Below are 14,618 nucleotides of genomic sequence, written 5' to 3'. Positions count from 1 at the left end.
GGCTCCGGCGTGCAGGGCTCGCCAGATGCTTCCGGCTCGGCAGCAGGCATGACGCGCAACAAGGGCGCAACGGGGACCGGCAAGGGCATGACCCATTCGGGCACCAAGCCTGGGACTGGCTCGCCGATGACTGGCTCCGGCGTGCAGGGCTCGCCAGATGCTTCCGGCTCGGCAGCAGGCATGACGCGCAACAAGGGCGCAACGGGGACCGGCAAGGGCATGACCCAGTCGGGCACCAAGCCTGGGACTGGCTCGCCGATGACTGGCTCCGGCGTGCAGGGCTCGCCAGATGCTTCCGGTTCAGGCGCGGGCAAGACCCCCTAGGGCACCACCGACGTGGGCGGCTCGCCCGTGAGCGGCTCTGGAGCTCAATGCTTGCCCGATGCTTTCGGACCGGGCGCAGCGGCATGACTGCTGCGTCTGACCCGAATATCCACTGCGCTTCGGGAAGCTTTGGCTTCACAAGGCACTGCACGGAGCCGAAATGGGCCGTATGGAATGCTCCGGGCCTCCATCTCTTACAGCGACCGTTTTTATCCAAGTGCGCGCCTTGGTGCGCCGCTCAATCCCAACACCACTGAAGGTAAGCCTGGTGACCGGCCACGTGCGACAAGGCGACGGCGTGTGCAATCCACCACCATAGGCCAACACGGGAAAAGTCTTTAAACAGGTATCTCGCGGAGCAACTGCCACTGCCTTTAGCTATTGAAAATAGAGCAAAACGATTCAGGTTTCAGGTGAAAAACCCGCACTGTCACGTGTAGGCAGCTGGTGCAAGTTTTATCGAGGATCAAAACCTGAGGGTTCAGCCTCTGGAATGCATGCCTCCATCGTCGTGGCGACCGCCGCCACGGCGCTCGCCCATCTTCACATGCCCGCTGTCAAAAGTCTTTTGCTGCTGCGGACTCAGGGCGGCGTAAAAGGCCTTGGCGGCTTCTTCACGCTTGTCCATTGCTGCATTCATTTCAGTCATGCGCTGGGTGCGCAGCGCCTTCATCGTGTCGATGCGCTCGGGCGTGCTCAGCTTGTCGAGTTCGGCGCGCTGCGCGGCCATGGGACGCTCGCCGCCCATCATGCGGGCCGGCGGCTGCATCGAGGCGGTGAAGGTGGTCCAGGCGCCTTCCTGGGCCGGCGTGATCTTGAGCCTGGCCTTCATTTCCGCCTGACGCTTGGCCATCCAGGCCTGCATCCTGGCAGGGTCGTGCTGGCCCATCATGTGCCTTCCATGCTGCGGCATGGCGTTCTGTGCTGCGGGTGCCGACGTGCCGGGTTTCAGCGCTGCCGGCGCCGCGTCGGTGCCTTGCGCCATGGCTGCGCCAGCGGTTGCCAGCAGGCCGGCAAGGCGCAGGCCGTTCATGGATTTGAATGGAGATTTCATGGAAGCTTCTTTTGAATGAACAAGGTCTGGTGCCAAAAATTGGCGACAGCTTGGACGCCAGTGTGGCGAGCCTGTGTGTCGCCGTCGCTGGGTTTTTTCAGCTGGCACGCAGCCGTCTCATGCGTGCATGAAACTCGTCTGGAGCGCCTGCGCGGCATCAGGCTGTGTTGCACGGCGTATGCTTTTTTCTGTGTGATGAAAAAAGCGCTGGGGCCATACGCTACTTGGGCCGTGGCCGAGACAGGCCTTTGTCTGGCTGTGACAGCGTCCCGGCACGCAATTCCTTGACGGCTTGGGCCACCGCCCTTGCCACGTTGCGCACCTCGGCCTGAACTGCTTTGTCAGCGTCGAGCGTTTCGTGGCTGGTGGCATAAGGCTCGTAGTAGCCGATGAACCGGTCCAGGCGCGCCTGTGTGCCGGCGTCGATCAGGCCCATCCAGTCCAGCCAGTCCGACAAGCCCCGCCGGGAGCCTTCAATGCCAGCCACGTCGCCATGCACCACCAGGCCGTACACACGGCCGGCCAGGTGCTTGGGATAATCCCAGCCCTTGAGTTCCAGCGCCTTGGCTTCCTCAGGCTTTTTGCCGTGGGTGGTGGTGGGGTCCGGATTGCCGCCGTCGGAGCACACCAGACGGTCGATCATGAGCTTGAGCGGGCTGGGCGACTGGTACCAGTACACCGGCGTGACGATGATGACGGCATGCGCGGCGGTCCAGCGTTCGTAGATCTCGGCCATCCAGTCGCTGGTCTGGCCCAGCGAATGGTTGGGGTAGCAGCTGCACGGCCAGTGGCACAGCGGCATGGCAGTTGAAACGCAGCCCTTGCAGGGGTGAATGTTCAGGTGGTAGCTGGAGGTCAGCAGGCTCAGGTCGAGTACATCAACCTCCAGTGCCAGCGGTTCGGCCTGCAGCGTCTGCCTGGCCCATTCGACCATGCGAAAGGACTTGGAAATTTCACCGGGACAGGTGCCATCGTTGCGGGACGATCCGCAAACCAGCAATACCCGCGATGGCGTGGCAGGCTCTTTCCAGGCCGCCTGTGCTTTTTCAATCTGTTGCTTCGTGTCCAGCCATTCGACTGACAAGTCATAGGCAGGATCGGCATAGCCCGGGCCGGCCTTGCGGGTCACCGGCGACTTGCGGCCTTCCTGGTAGGCGTCCCAGGCGATGGCCTCGACGCGCGAGATGGCTTGGTCCTCGGCCCTGAAAGCCGGGTCCATGAAGGACTGCATGAAGCGTTCATGAAACACGGTGCGCGACAACGTGGCTGGCGCCTGGCCTTTGCGAACTTCAGTCATCGGGCAAGTTTAATCATGCATTGGTATTTCAATGCTGTTTCTGGACTTTGTCCTACATCACCCTTGGCAAAATTACCGTCCAGCATGAAAATAGCATCAAATACCCCGATAGCGCAATATTTAGATGGCTGTATAGCTATCAAAAATATAGCAAGCAGAATGTCAATGCGAGCATAAAAAAACTTTCATCGGCACGCATGCAAGCGCATCTGGTGCGGCTGCGGGGCTGCCCTGCTTGCGCTATGCTTTGGCCTCAAAACGCAACAGGAAGCGGGTCGCCCATGAGTTTTTTATCAGAGCTGAAAAGCCGTGCCAACGCGCTGCAAGGCCTGGAACTCGGCGCGCAGCGTGATCTCATGGCGGGCATCGAGGCCTGCGAGCAGGCCTGCCGGACGGCGCTGGCCTATCTGCAGGATTTGTGCGCCCAGCTCAACGTCATCCGGCCGCCTGCGCCAGGGGCCTACAGTCTGGACGGCAAGTCACCGTTTCCGGCCTTGGCGCAGCGCAATTTCCGCTGTGATGCGCGCCGCAAGATGCTGCGCAATGCCGAGGTGTCCGACTACATCGGCGTCGGCTGGGACTTGTTGCCGGTCACCGGGCAGGTAGCGACCCACACCGTCAGCGTCAACTTTCCGCCCGATCTGGAACGGGTGATGCAGCGCCTGTCGGTCGGCCAGGTCACGCATGAACGCAAGGACCTGCGCCACCCCGACAGCGGCAAGCTGCTGGCCTATGTGTTCGACTACCAGACCAAGTCGCGCGCCTTCATCACGCTGACGCCCGAGCATGACACCGGTTGCATCGCTTTTCGCATCACCAATGTGGGCGGGTTCGGCGTGCTCACCACCACCTATCCGGCCGCGCAGGTCAACACCAGGCTGCTCGACGAGCTGGCGAAAAAACTGCTGGGCCAGCCCAGCCGCTTTGGCTGAAGCCTGCAACTGCTTACCGCTCGGGTCTTGCCTGCCGCCGGCTGCTGTGCTTACAATCGCCGCAGCTTGTCGGGGTGCCCAGGATGTTCACATCCGGGGCTGAGATCGCAATTTTGCGAGACCCGCTGAACCTGATCGGGATCATCCCCGCGTAGGAAACAAGGCACTTTGGCTCCGGTATTGCGTTTTTCACCGCTTCACGTGGTGGTCTTACGGCGGCATCTCCGGCTCCCCAGGCAGGCACCCACCACCTTCTGGAGACAGCCATGGCCAAGACTTCTTTGACCGTTGATGCAGCGGACCTGACCAGCCGCATCACGCGCACCCCTTTTCCCGGTTCCCGCAAGATTTACATCGAAGGCTCGCGGCCCGACATCCGCGTGCCGTTTCGCGAGGTCACGTTGACCGACACGCTGGTGGCCGAAGGCAGCGAAACGCGCCGCGAAGCCAATCCGCCGCTGCGCCTGTTTGACTCGTCGGGCGTGTACACCGATCCATTGGTCGCCATCGACATCACGCGCGGCCTGGGCGCCCTGCGCGCCGCCTGGATTGCCGAGCGCGGCGACACCGACGCCTTGCCCGGCATCACCAGCGCCTACGGCCGCGAACGCCTGAACGACCCGACCCTCAAGGCCTTGCGCATGAACGACGCGCCCGTGCCGCGCCGCGCCAAGGCGGGCGCCAACGTGTCGCAGATGCATTACGCCCGCCAAGGCATCATCACGCCCGAGATGGAATACATCGCCATCCGCGAGAACCTGGTGCGCGCCCAGCTCGCCGAGCGCCTGGCGACCGAGCGCGTGCCCAAGACCGGCCACGCGTTCGGCGCGTCGATTCCAAAAGACATCACCGCCGAATTCGTTCGCGACGAAGTGGCGCGCGGCCGCGCCGTGATTCCGAACAACATCAACCACCCCGAAACCGAGCCGATGATCATCGGCCGCAACTTCCTGATCAAGGTGAATGCCAACATCGGCAACTCGGCGGTCACGTCGAGCATCGAGGAAGAAGTGGACAAGCTGGCGTGGTCGATCCGCTGGGGCGCCGACACCGTGATGGACCTCTCGACCGGCGAGAACATCCACGAAACGCGCGAATGGATCCTGCGCAATTCGCCGGTGCCGATCGGCACGGTGCCGCTTTACCAGGCGCTGGAGAAAGTCAACGGCAAGGCCGAGGACCTGACCTGGGAAATCTTTCGCGACACGCTGATCGAGCAGGCCGAGCAAGGCGTCGATTACTTCACCATCCACGCCGGCGTGCGCCTGGCCTATGTGCCGCTGACGGCGAACCGGCTGACGGGCATCGTCTCGCGCGGCGGCTCCATCATGGCGAAATGGTGTTTGTCGCACCACAAGGAAAGCTTTTTGTACGAACATTTCGAGGACATCTGCGAAATCATGAAGGCCTACGACGTGTGCTTCTCGCTCGGCGACGGCCTGCGCCCGGGCTCGATTGCCGACGCGAACGACGAAGCGCAGTTCGCCGAACTGCACACGCTGGGCGAACTCACGCAGATCGCCTGGAAGCACGACGTGCAGGTGATGATCGAAGGCCCCGGCCATGTGCCGCTGCAGCTGGTGAAGGAAAACGTCGAGAAGCAGCTGGAGGCCTGTTTTGAAGCGCCGTTCTACACGCTCGGCCCCTTGATCACCGACATTTCGCCCGGTTACGACCACATTTCGTCGGCGATGGGCGCGGCCAACATTGGCTGGTACGGCACGGCCATGCTGTGCTATGTGACGCCTAAGGAACATTTGGGCCTGCCGAACCGCGACGACGTGAAGCAGGGGCTGATTGCCTACAAGATCGCCGCGCACGCGGGCGACCTGGCCAAGGGCTACCCCGGCGCGCAGATGTGGGACAACGCCGTTTCCAAGGCGCGATTCGAGTTCCGCTGGGAAGACCAGTTCCGCCTGGCCATCGACCCGGACACGGCCATGGCCTACCATGACGAAACGCTGCCGAAGGAAAATGCCAAGGTGGCGCATTTCTGCTCGATGTGCGGGCCGAAGTTCTGCTCGATGAAAATCTCGCAGGAGGTGCGCGAATTTGCGCGGTTGAATCCGGAAACGATGACGCTGGCGAAGGCTTCGGGTGTGATTGCCATCAAGCAAATCGCGGTCGAAGTCGAAAGCAGCTTTGAAGCCAAAGCCGAGGAGTTCCGCAAGGGCGGCAGCGAGATTTATTCCTGAAGTTTTCTCCGCCTTGTTCCCTCTCCCTCCGGGAGAGGGTTAGGGTGAGGGCTCCCCGCACCATTCGGGAATGGTAGATTTGCTATCGAAAAAATAGCTGCTCGCGCCCGTCTATATTGCGCTAGCTTCACTTTTTATTGAAATTCAGTGACTTTCATCGGCAGACTTTCTTGTCCACCTTCGTGCGCACCGCTGGCCCTCACCCCAGCCCTCTCCCAGAGGGAGAGGGAGGAAGAAGGAAGCGCTGCGCATTCACATCTTTCACCATGACCACACTTCACATCGGCATCGCCGGCGCCGGCCTGGCTGGCCGCACGCTGGCCTGGCGGCTGCTGCGCGCCGGCTGCCGCGTCAGCCTGTTTGATTCGCGCCAGCGCGACGCGCTGGACACGGCCAGCATGACGGCGGCGGCCATGCTGTCGCCGCTGGCCGAACTGGCGGTGTCGGACGACGCCGTGTTCGCGCTGGGCCAGCGCTCGATGGTGCTGTGGCCGCGCTGGATTGCCGAGCTGGCGGAAGGCGGCAGCGAGCCGGTGTATTTCCGCCAGAAAGGCACGCTGGTCGTGGCCCATGCGCCGGACCAGTCGTCGCTGGAACACTTCACCCGGCTGCTGCAGCACAAGCTGCCCGAGTCGTGCCGCACGCAGGTCCACACACTTGATGCGGCAGCGCTGGCCGCACAGGAACCGGCACTGGCCGGACGCTTTGGCGGCGGCCTGTTCCTGGACGGCGAAGGCCAGCTGGCCAACGACCAGTGGATGGCCGCGTTGGCGCTTGAAATCGACCGGCTGGGCGGGCAGTGGCATGAAAGCCAGGCGGTGGAAAGGCTGGAAGAAGGCCGCATCGTGTGCGCCGATGCCACGCATGCCGTCGATGTGGCGGTCGATGCGCGCGGCGTTGGCAGCAAGGCGCAATGGTCAGCCGTGCGCGGCGTGCGCGGCGAGGTGCTGCGGGTCGAATGCCCTGGCGTCACCCTGCAGCGCCCGGTGCGGCTGATGCATCCGCGTTACGCGCTGTACGTGGCGCCCCGGCCGGACCACCAGTTCGTCGTCGGTGCGACCGAACTCGAATCGGAAGACAACGGCCCGGTCACGCTGCGCTCGACGCTGGAGCTGGGCAGCGCGCTGTACAGCCTGCATCCGGCGTTTGGCGAGGCGCGGGTGCTGCGCCTGTCGGCGGCATTGCGCCCGGCACTGGACGACCACCGGCCCGCCGTGGTGCTGCGGGGCGGCGTGTGGCACATCAACGGGTTGTACCGGCATGGCTATTTGTGCGCGCCGGCGGTGGTCGATGAACTCGCCCATAAACTCTTGGGCACTCAGAGCATGGAGAAAACATGAGCAATTTTGAAATTTCCCTGAACGGCGAGCGCATCGCCACCGAAGCCGCCACGCTGCAAGGCCTGCTGCTGGAGCGCGGCTACGACCTGAAAAACGCCTTTGCCTGCGCGGTCAACAGCGGCTTCGTGCCGCGCCCGCAGTGGCCGGAACGCAGCCTGCAGGGCGGCGACCGCATCGATGTGGTGACACCGATCACCGGAGGCTGAAATAGAACACCCCTGCCGGATGCTCACTGCGTGTAGCACCACCTCCCCTTGCAGGGGAAGGTTTGTACACCCCCGCCGGGCGCTCACTTCGTGCAGCGCCCAACCCCCCTTGCAGGGGGCGACGCCTGGGCCCCGGCAGAGCCGGTTGCCGGGCGTCTGCTGATTTGCTGCCGTGCTTTTTTCATACCTTTCGCTTATTTTTTGCGTTTTGGAGTTGCTGACATGACCCCCTCCACCCATTCCCCCATCGCCCACGGCAGCCCGTGGACGGTGGGTGGCAAGACCTTGAACAGCCGGTTTTTTCTCGGCACCTCGCATTACCCGTCGCCGCAGGTGCTGGGCGATGCGGTGCGTGCCAGCGGCACCGAAGTGCTCACCGTCGGCCTGCGCCGGCTGCAGCCTGAAACCGGTGGCGGCACCAGCTTCTGGCAGCGCATCCAGGCGCTGGGCTGCCACATTCTGCCCAACACGGCGGGCTGCCACAGTGCCGAAGAGGCCATCACGCTGGCGCAGATGGCGCGCGAGATTTTCGGCACGACCTGGATCAAGCTCGAAGTCATCGGCGACGACTACACGCTGCAGCCGGACACGGTGGCCACGCTGGAAGCCGCCACGGCGCTGGCGAAAGACGGCTTTGCCGTATTCGCCTACACCACCGACGACCTGGTGATGGCGCAGCGCCTGCACGCGGCGGGCTGCGCGGCGGTGATGCCGTGGGCCGCGCCGATTGGCACCGGGCGCGGGCCGCTCAACCCTTACGCACTGGAAACCATGCGCCGGCGCCTGCCCGATGCGGTGCTGGTCGTCGATGCCGGACTGGGCCGGCCGTCGCATGCCGCGCAGGTGATGGAACTGGGCTTTGACGCCGTGCTGCTGAACACCGCCGTCGCGCAGGCGGGCGACCCGGTGCGCATGGCGCGGGCGTTTGCCGATGGCGTGGCAGCGGGCCGTGCCGCGTATGAATCAACCCCCATGCCCGAGCGCGCTGCGGCGCAGGCATCCACTTCGACCGTCGGTGTGCCGTTCTGGCATGGCGCCTGAGCCTGTCGAAGCCTTCATCAACGCGCTGGAAAAACCATGACCCCACCGACTGCCCACTTCGCCCCCCTGACCGGCCCCCTTGGCTTTTACCCCGTGGTGCCCGACGCCGCCTGGGTGCAGCGCCTGCTGGGCTGGGGCGTGCGAACGATTCAGCTGCGCATCAAGGCCGCCGACCACACGCCGGCCGACATCGGGCGGGAAGTGAACGCCGCCATCGAAGCGGGCCAACAAGTGCCGGGCGCGCAGGTCTTCATCAACGACCACTGGCAACTCGCGCTGGCGGCCGGCGCCTACGGCGTGCATCTGGGCCAGGAGGACCTCGACACGGCCGACATTGACGCGCTGCGCCGCGCCGGCCTGCGGCTGGGCCTGAGCACGCACACGCCGGCCGAACTGGCGCGCGCCAGGGCGGTGCAGCCGTCCTACCTGGCCATCGGCCCGATTTACCCGACGACGCTCAAAGTCATGCCTTACGAGCCCGTGGGCCTGGAGCGTCTGGCGCTGTGGGTGCCGCAGGCAGCGCCCTGTCCGGTGGTGGCGATTGGCGGCATTTCGCTTGAGCGCATGCCGGGCGTCATGGCCTGCGGCGTGGAGGGCGTGGCGGTGGTCAGCGCGGTGACGCTGGCGGCGGACCCGCAGCAGGCCGTGGCGAGCGGGCTGACGTTGGCGGCACGATGCGTTGAATCCCGGCAGACCCCTCAGGACAGGCTGCGCAGGTAACTGCGCCAGCCGCCGAAATGGCTGATGTCCTGCGCGTGGACCGTAGCGTGCGCCTCGCAGACAAAACCCTGCACCTGGCTGTCGTCTTGCAGCGCCACCGTCCCAATGCCCAGCGGGGCCGGAATGCCCGCCACCAAAGAGCCGAACTCGCGAGCAGGCAGCTCCCACACCTCCATCTCGATGGCCGCACCTCCCTCGTCAACCCGCAGCATGCCGGGTCGCTTGATCATCCCGCCTGGCAGCGCGAACAGCTTGTAGCAGGGCGCACTTTTCACCACGCGCACCAGCCGGGCGCCGCGCTCTGTCAATTGTCCGTTCAGGGGCAGGCCGCTCAAATGGGCACCGCACACCGCCACCCGGACCTGGCCCGAGGGAAAACCGGCCTCATCCGGGACGGCGCTGGCCAGGCGGTGCGGCGCATGCGCTGTGGCGCCCACGGTGGGCACCGTGCGCGCATGCAGGCGCGAGGCGAGCGTGAGCAGGGGCAGGTCCTGTCCGGCGGGCGCGACCAGCGTCACGCCCCAGGGCATGCCCGCCATGGCTTGCGTCATGAAACCGGTGGGCACGGCGACCGCCGCCAGGTCCAGCAGGTTCACATGGTTGGTGTAGTGGCCCAGATTGGAATTGAGCCGGATCGGGTCGGCCTGCACCGCTTCGATGGTGTAGATGGTGCTGGCGGTGGGCGTGACCAGGCAGTCGATGCCTTGCCAGACCGGCCGGGTCTGCCGCTTCAGTTCCTGCAGGCGGTAGAGCGCGGCAAAGGTGTCGGGCGCCGAAATATTCGCGCCTTTTTCAGTGATGGCGCGCGTGACGGGGTGCAGCGCCTGCGGCTGCGCCTCGATGAACGGCCGTATCGCCTGGTAGCGCTCGGCCACCCAGGGGCCTTCATAGAGCAGGCAAGCCACCGCACGAAACGGCGTCAGGTCGACCTCCACCGGCGTGCCGCCCAGCGCCTGCAAATGCGCCACTGCCAGGGCAAACTGCGCGGGGCCGTCCGGGTTGCCGTGAAATTCAAGGTCGGCTTCGCGCGGAATGCCAAAGCGAAAGCTGCTGGCGGCGCCGAAGTTGTCGCCGTGCGGCGGCAGGTCGCGCGAATAGGCATCCAGCGCATCCTCGCCCTGCGCTGCGCACAGCACCGTGGCCGCATCGGCCGCAGTGAGCGCGAACACCGACACCGTGTCCAGCGTGCGGCAGGCCGGCACCACGCCGGTGGCGGGAAGGCGGCCACAGCTGGGTTTCAGGCCCACCAGGTTGTTGAACATGGCCGGCACCCGGCCAGAGCCCGCTGTGTCAGTGCCCAGCGAAAAGCTCGCCAGACCCAGCGCCACCGAGACCGCCGAGCCGGCAGAGGAACCGCCTGACACGTAGTCCGGGTTGATGCTGTTGCGGCAGGCCCCGTAGGGTGAGCGCACCCCCACCAGGCCGGTGGCGAACTGGTCGAGATTGGTCTTGCCCACGGGAATGGCACCGGCCGCGATCAGCCGCTGCACCACGGTGGCGCTGACCTGCGGCGTGTAGGCGAACTCCGGGCAGGCGGCGGTGGTGGGAATGCCGGCCAGGTCAATGTTGTCCTTGATGGCAAACGGAATGCCGTACAGAGGCAATGTTTTGGGGTCGCACCCGTCCAGCGCGGCGGCATGGGCGCGCATTTCATCGAGCGTCAGCCGGCGGATCCAGACATGCCTTTGCACGCTGGCCTCTTCTGCCAGCATTCGTTCATGCAGCAGTTCCACCAGCTGGGCGGGGGTCAAGCTGCCGTCGAGGTAGCGGATCCGCAGGGCGGGGATTGAAAGATCAAGTCGCATGATTATTTCCTTGTTCAGCACATCAACACCAGCGGCTGGCCGGCTGTCACGGCCTGGCCTTCCACGCACAGCAGCCGCTCGATACGGCCAGCGCAATGGGCATGCACAGTGATTTCCATCTTCATGGACTCGATCACCAGCAGCGCCTGCCCGGCCGTCACCTCGGCGCCCACCGCCACCAGCACCGACCAGACCCCGCCCGAAACCTGGGACGCCACGACTTCGCCCTCGAAAGCCTGGGCCGCCGCCGCGCGGGCGTCCGCGTCGCCAGTGCCCCCGGCGTCGGCATCGGGCGTCTCGGACACGCCTGCAATGCGCCAGCGTTCGCGCTCGGCCTCGAAAGCGGCTTGCTGGCCCTGCTTGAACTCCTTGATCGACGCCTCGTTGTCGCGCAGGAAACGCTGGTAATCCGAGAGGCGAAAAACGCCCTCCTCCATGCGCAACGCCACACGCCCGGCAACGAACTCCTTGCGGTAGTCCAGCAACTCCTCGGCGCCCATGGGGTAGAAGCGGATCTGGTCGAAAAAGCGCAGCAGCCAGGGTTTGCCCTCGGGGAACGCTTGCGTTACCCGCCAGCGATTCCACATCTGCACCGTGCGGCCGACGAACTGGTAGCCGCCCGGGCCTTCCATGCCGTAGACGCACAGGTAGGCGCCGCCAATGCCAACGGCGTTTTCCGGGGTCCAGGTGCGGGCCGGGTTGTACTTGGTGGTCACCAGCCGGTGCCGCGGGTCCAGCGGCGTGGCCACCGGCGCACCGAGGTACACGTCACCCAGTCCGAGCACCATGTAGCTGGCGTCAAACAAGATGTCATAGACCGCCTGGATATCGGGCAGGCCGTTGATGCGGCGGATGAACTCGATGTTGCTCGGGCACCAGGGCGCGTCGGCGTTGACCGACTGCATGTATTTTTCGATGGCCAGCCTGGTCGCCGGGTCGTCCCACGACAGCGGCAGCCAGACCGTGCGGCTGGGCACCTCGATGTCGTCGGCAGCCGCCAGACCCGCCTGGGCCGTCAGCAGCTGGTCCATCAGCTGCGGCAGCGGCAGACGCAGCGGGTCGTAATGCACCTGCAGCGAGCGGATGCCCGGGGTCAGGTCAATCACGCCGGGCAAGCGGCCCGCATCGCGCCATTCCTGCAGGCGTGTCATCAGGGCATGGGCCAGAAAGCGCAAGGTCAGGTCCAGCTTGAGCTCGCCAAACTCGATCAGCACATAGGCATCACCCGCACGCCGATACACCACCCGGGCGCCATGACCGTCTGCCGGCGAGCGGTGCAGCACAGCGGCGTCCAGCGGCTGGCACTGCGCCAGCGCCAGCACAGGCGGCGCTGCTGGCGCAGGCCCGGTCAGCGCGGCATATTGGGCGCGCGCCAGTTCGGCCGCTTCTTCCTGCCGCAAGGGCTTGAAGCGCACCGTGTTGCCCGGCGACAACTGGCCCAGCTTCCACAACTCGCCCTGCACCACGGTGGCCGGGCAGACAAAGCCGCCCAGGCTGGGGCCGTCAGGTCCGAGGATGACGGGCATGTCGCCGGTGAAGTCGATGGCGCCGATGGCGTACGCGTTGTCGTGGATGTTGGAGGGGTGCAGACCGGCCTCGCCGCCATCGCGCCGGGCCCAGCTCGGCTTGGGGCCGATCAGCCGAACACCGGTGCGGCTGGAGTTGTAGTGCACCTGCCAATCGGTGGCAAAAAACATGGCCATGTCTTCGGGCGTGAAGAAATCAGGCGCGGCATGCGGCCCGACCAGCACACCGATGTCCCAGTGCGTGCCGTACACCGGCGTCAAGGTAGCCGCCGTTGCGGCATCCATGGCCGGCAAGGCGGCAGTCGCGCCGGCATGCAGCACATCGCCGGCACGCAGCACCCGGCCGCCATGGCCGCCGAACTGGCCCAGCGTGAAGGTCGAGCCGCTGCCCAGGTAAGCCGGCACGTCAAGGCCGCCGCTGACCGACAGATAGGCGCGGCATCCCGCCCCTGTCACGCGGCCGATGCGCAGCGTCTGGCCGGCGGCCAGCGAAAGCGCCTGGCCCATGGGCACGGGCCTGCCATCGAGCGTCAGGTCGATGGGCGCGCCGGTGACCGCGACCTGCCGCGCGCTGCGAAAGCGCAGGGTCGGCCCGGCCACCGTGATCTCCAGCGCCGCAGCGCCCTCGGGGTTGCCCAGCAGCCGGTTGCCCAGGCGCAGCGCCAGTCCGTCCATCGGCCCCGAAGGGGGGACGCCCACGTCCCAGTAGCCAAGCCGGCCCGGCCAGTCCTGCACCGAGGTTTGCACGCCCGGGCTGAGCACGTCAATGGCCTGGCTGGGCGCCGTGAAAGTGGCCAGGCTGCGCGTGGTGTGCTGCCCTTCAACAAAGGGCGTAAAGCGCATCAGGGCGCGCAGGTAGTCCAGGTTGGACTCCAGCCCCGCAATACGGGTCTCGCCCAGGGCCTGCGCCAGCTTGGCCAGTGCCTGCTCGCGGCTGTCGCCATGCGCGATCAGCTTGGCCAGCATCGGGTCGTAATGGGCGCTGACCTCGGTGCCGCGCTCAATCCAGGTATCGACACGCAGATCGTGCGGAAAACGCACCTCGGTCAGCAGGCCGGTCGAGGGCTGGAAGTCTTTTGCCGGGTCTTCGGCATACAGCCGCGCCTGCACGGCATGGCCGCGCGGCGTCACCTGCAGCGAGTCCAATGGCGGCATCTCCCCGGCCGCCAGACGGACCATCCACGCCACCAGGTCCACGCCGGTGACGGCCTCTGTCACGCCGTGCTCGACCTGCAGGCGCGCATTGACTTCGAGAAAAAAGAACTCCTGCGTGCTCGCGTCCACCACAAACTCGACCGTGCCGGCCGAGCGGTAGCAGGCCGAGCGGGCCAGCGTGCGCGCGGTCTCCAGCAGGGCCTGGCGCACCTCCTCGCGCAGGTTGGGGGCCGGGGTTTCCTCGACCACCTTCTGGTTGCGCCGCTGCAGCGAGCAGTCGCGCTCGCCCAGTGCAATCACCCCGCCGGTGCCATCGCCGAAAATCTGCACCTCGATGTGGCGGGCGTCTAGGATGTAGCGCTCCAGAAACACGCCGGCGTCGGAGAAGTTGGACTGCGCCAGGCGCTTGACCGAATCGAAAGCGGCGCGCAGCTCGCCGGCATGGCGGCACATCTGCATGCCGATGCCGCCACCGCCCGCGCTGCTCTTGAGCATCACCGGGTAGCCGATGGATTCGGCCTGCGCCAGCGCGTCGTCCAGACCGGCCAGCAAGCCGGTGCCGGGCAGCAAGGGAACGCCGGCTTGAGACGCCAGCGCCCGCGCCGTGTGCTTGAGGCCAAAGACGCGCATCTGCTGCGGCGTGGGGCCGATGAAGGCCAGACCGGCGGCCTCGCAGGCCTCGACGAACTGGGCGTTTTCAGACAGGAAACCGTAACCCGGATGGATGGCCTGTGCGCCGCTGGCCAGCGCGACCTCGATGATGCGCTGCATCGCCAGGTAGCTGCCGGCCACGGCCGCCGGACCCACGCAGACCGCTTCGTCGGCCATGGCGACATGGGCGGAGTCGGCGTCGGCTTCGGAATAAATCGCCACGGCGCCCACCCCCATCAGGCGCAGGGTACGGATGATGCGGCAGGCAATCGCCCCCCGGTTGGCCACAAGAACTTTTTTGAACATGATCGACTTCAAGGCTGGCAGCAGGTCGTCCTGCCGGGCAAGAACAGGCGCCGGTCGTCCGGCGCC

General features: G+C 65.7%; 10 protein-coding genes, 1 pseudogene and 1 riboswitch. Of the genes and pseudogenes, 7 read left to right on the top strand and 4 right to left on the bottom strand.

All coding sequences use genetic code 11. The features are described 5' to 3' along the window. Nucleotides 1-324, top strand: a pseudogene (locus IWX85_RS16720) (hypothetical protein); the annotation flags it as partial. Nucleotides 325-805: 481 nt separating this feature from the next. Here IWX85_RS16720 and IWX85_RS16715 read toward each other — a convergent pair. Both IWX85_RS16715 and IWX85_RS16710 read right to left on the bottom strand, forming a co-directional pair. Further along, complete coding sequence (locus IWX85_RS16715; protein WP_196870466.1) at nt 806-1,378, bottom strand: Spy/CpxP family protein refolding chaperone; 573 nt, start codon at nt 1,376-1,378, stop codon at nt 806-808. Between the two features lie 220 nt (nt 1,379-1,598). Then, nucleotides 1,599-2,675, bottom strand: a complete 1,077-nt coding sequence (locus tag IWX85_RS16710; RefSeq protein WP_036807554.1) for a flavodoxin family protein — start codon at nt 2,673-2,675, stop codon at nt 1,599-1,601. 281 nt (nt 2,676-2,956) lie between these two features. On the opposite strand from IWX85_RS16710, the gene IWX85_RS16705 reads away from it, so the two are divergent. The 6 genes from IWX85_RS16705 (at nt 2,957) to thiE (ending at nt 9,109) form a co-directional block, all read left to right on the top strand. Further along, the gene (locus tag IWX85_RS16705) at nt 2,957-3,607 is read left to right on the top strand and encodes a hypothetical protein (RefSeq protein ID WP_036807551.1); all 651 of its coding nucleotides are present in this window, start codon (nt 2,957-2,959) and stop codon (nt 3,605-3,607) included. Nucleotides 3,608-3,667: 60 nt separating this feature from the next. Beyond that, nucleotides 3,668-3,782: riboswitch (TPP riboswitch) on the top strand. A 91-nt stretch (nt 3,783-3,873) separates the two neighbouring features. After that, a complete protein-coding gene (gene thiC / locus IWX85_RS16700) occupies nt 3,874-5,802 on the top strand; it encodes a phosphomethylpyrimidine synthase ThiC (protein ID WP_036807548.1) in 1,929 nt (642 codons plus the stop codon). A gap of 266 nt (nt 5,803-6,068) precedes the next feature. Continuing rightward, complete coding sequence (gene thiO / locus IWX85_RS16695) at nt 6,069-7,142, top strand: glycine oxidase ThiO (protein WP_196870465.1); 1,074 nt, start codon at nt 6,069-6,071, stop codon at nt 7,140-7,142. Continuing rightward, nucleotides 7,139-7,348 carry a sulfur carrier protein ThiS gene (gene thiS / locus IWX85_RS16690; RefSeq protein ID WP_036807542.1) on the top strand — a complete coding sequence of 70 codons (210 nt, stop codon included), beginning with the start codon at nt 7,139-7,141 and terminating at the stop codon, nt 7,346-7,348. The genes thiO and thiS overlap by 4 nt, the downstream gene beginning before the upstream one ends. Before the next feature lie 222 nt (nt 7,349-7,570). After that, complete coding sequence (locus IWX85_RS16685) at nt 7,571-8,389, top strand: thiazole synthase (protein ID WP_196870464.1); 819 nt, start codon at nt 7,571-7,573, stop codon at nt 8,387-8,389. A 36-nt stretch (nt 8,390-8,425) separates the two neighbouring features. Beyond that, nucleotides 8,426-9,109: a thiamine phosphate synthase gene (gene thiE, locus IWX85_RS16680; RefSeq protein ID WP_036807536.1), complete on the top strand. Its 684-nt coding sequence runs from the start codon at nt 8,426-8,428 to the stop codon at nt 9,107-9,109. Here the strand turns inward: thiE and atzF are convergent. Continuing rightward, on the bottom strand, nt 9,088-10,914 hold the full coding sequence (gene atzF / locus IWX85_RS16675) for an allophanate hydrolase (RefSeq protein WP_196870463.1): 1,827 nt from the start codon (nt 10,912-10,914) through the stop codon (nt 9,088-9,090). The two genes, thiE and atzF, sit on opposite strands and share 22 nt — an antisense overlap. Before the next feature lie 14 nt (nt 10,915-10,928). Next, on the bottom strand, nt 10,929-14,555 hold the full coding sequence (uca, locus tag IWX85_RS16670; RefSeq protein WP_196870472.1) for an urea carboxylase: 3,627 nt from the start codon (nt 14,553-14,555) through the stop codon (nt 10,929-10,931). Nucleotides 14,556-14,618: the final 63 nt, after the last annotated feature.

Source organism: Polaromonas sp. CG_9.11 (assembly GCF_015752225.1).
Taxonomy (GTDB): domain Bacteria; phylum Pseudomonadota; class Gammaproteobacteria; order Burkholderiales; family Burkholderiaceae_C; genus Polaromonas.
Note: the sequence above shows the minus strand (reverse complement) of the source record. Positions and strands in the feature narration are given on the sequence as shown.

Bases quoted from the DNA above. Each gene is read 5' to 3' on its own strand.
- IWX85_RS16715 (WP_196870466.1), bottom strand. From the start codon at position 1,378: ATGAAATCTCCATTCAAATCCATGAACGGCCTGCGCCTTGCCGGCCTG.
- IWX85_RS16710 (WP_036807554.1), bottom strand. From the start codon at position 2,675: ATGACTGAAGTTCGCAAAGGCCAGGCGCCAGCCACGTTGTCGCGCACC.
- IWX85_RS16705 (WP_036807551.1), top strand. From the start codon at position 2,957: ATGAGTTTTTTATCAGAGCTGAAAAGCCGTGCCAACGCGCTGCAAGGC.
- thiC (WP_036807548.1), top strand. From the start codon at position 3,874: ATGGCCAAGACTTCTTTGACCGTTGATGCAGCGGACCTGACCAGCCGC.
- thiO (WP_196870465.1), top strand. From the start codon at position 6,069: ATGACCACACTTCACATCGGCATCGCCGGCGCCGGCCTGGCTGGCCGC.
- thiS (WP_036807542.1), top strand. From the start codon at position 7,139: ATGAGCAATTTTGAAATTTCCCTGAACGGCGAGCGCATCGCCACCGAA.
- IWX85_RS16685 (WP_196870464.1), top strand. From the start codon at position 7,571: ATGACCCCCTCCACCCATTCCCCCATCGCCCACGGCAGCCCGTGGACG.
- thiE (WP_036807536.1), top strand. From the start codon at position 8,426: ATGACCCCACCGACTGCCCACTTCGCCCCCCTGACCGGCCCCCTTGGC.
- atzF (WP_196870463.1), bottom strand. From the start codon at position 10,914: ATGCGACTTGATCTTTCAATCCCCGCCCTGCGGATCCGCTACCTCGAC.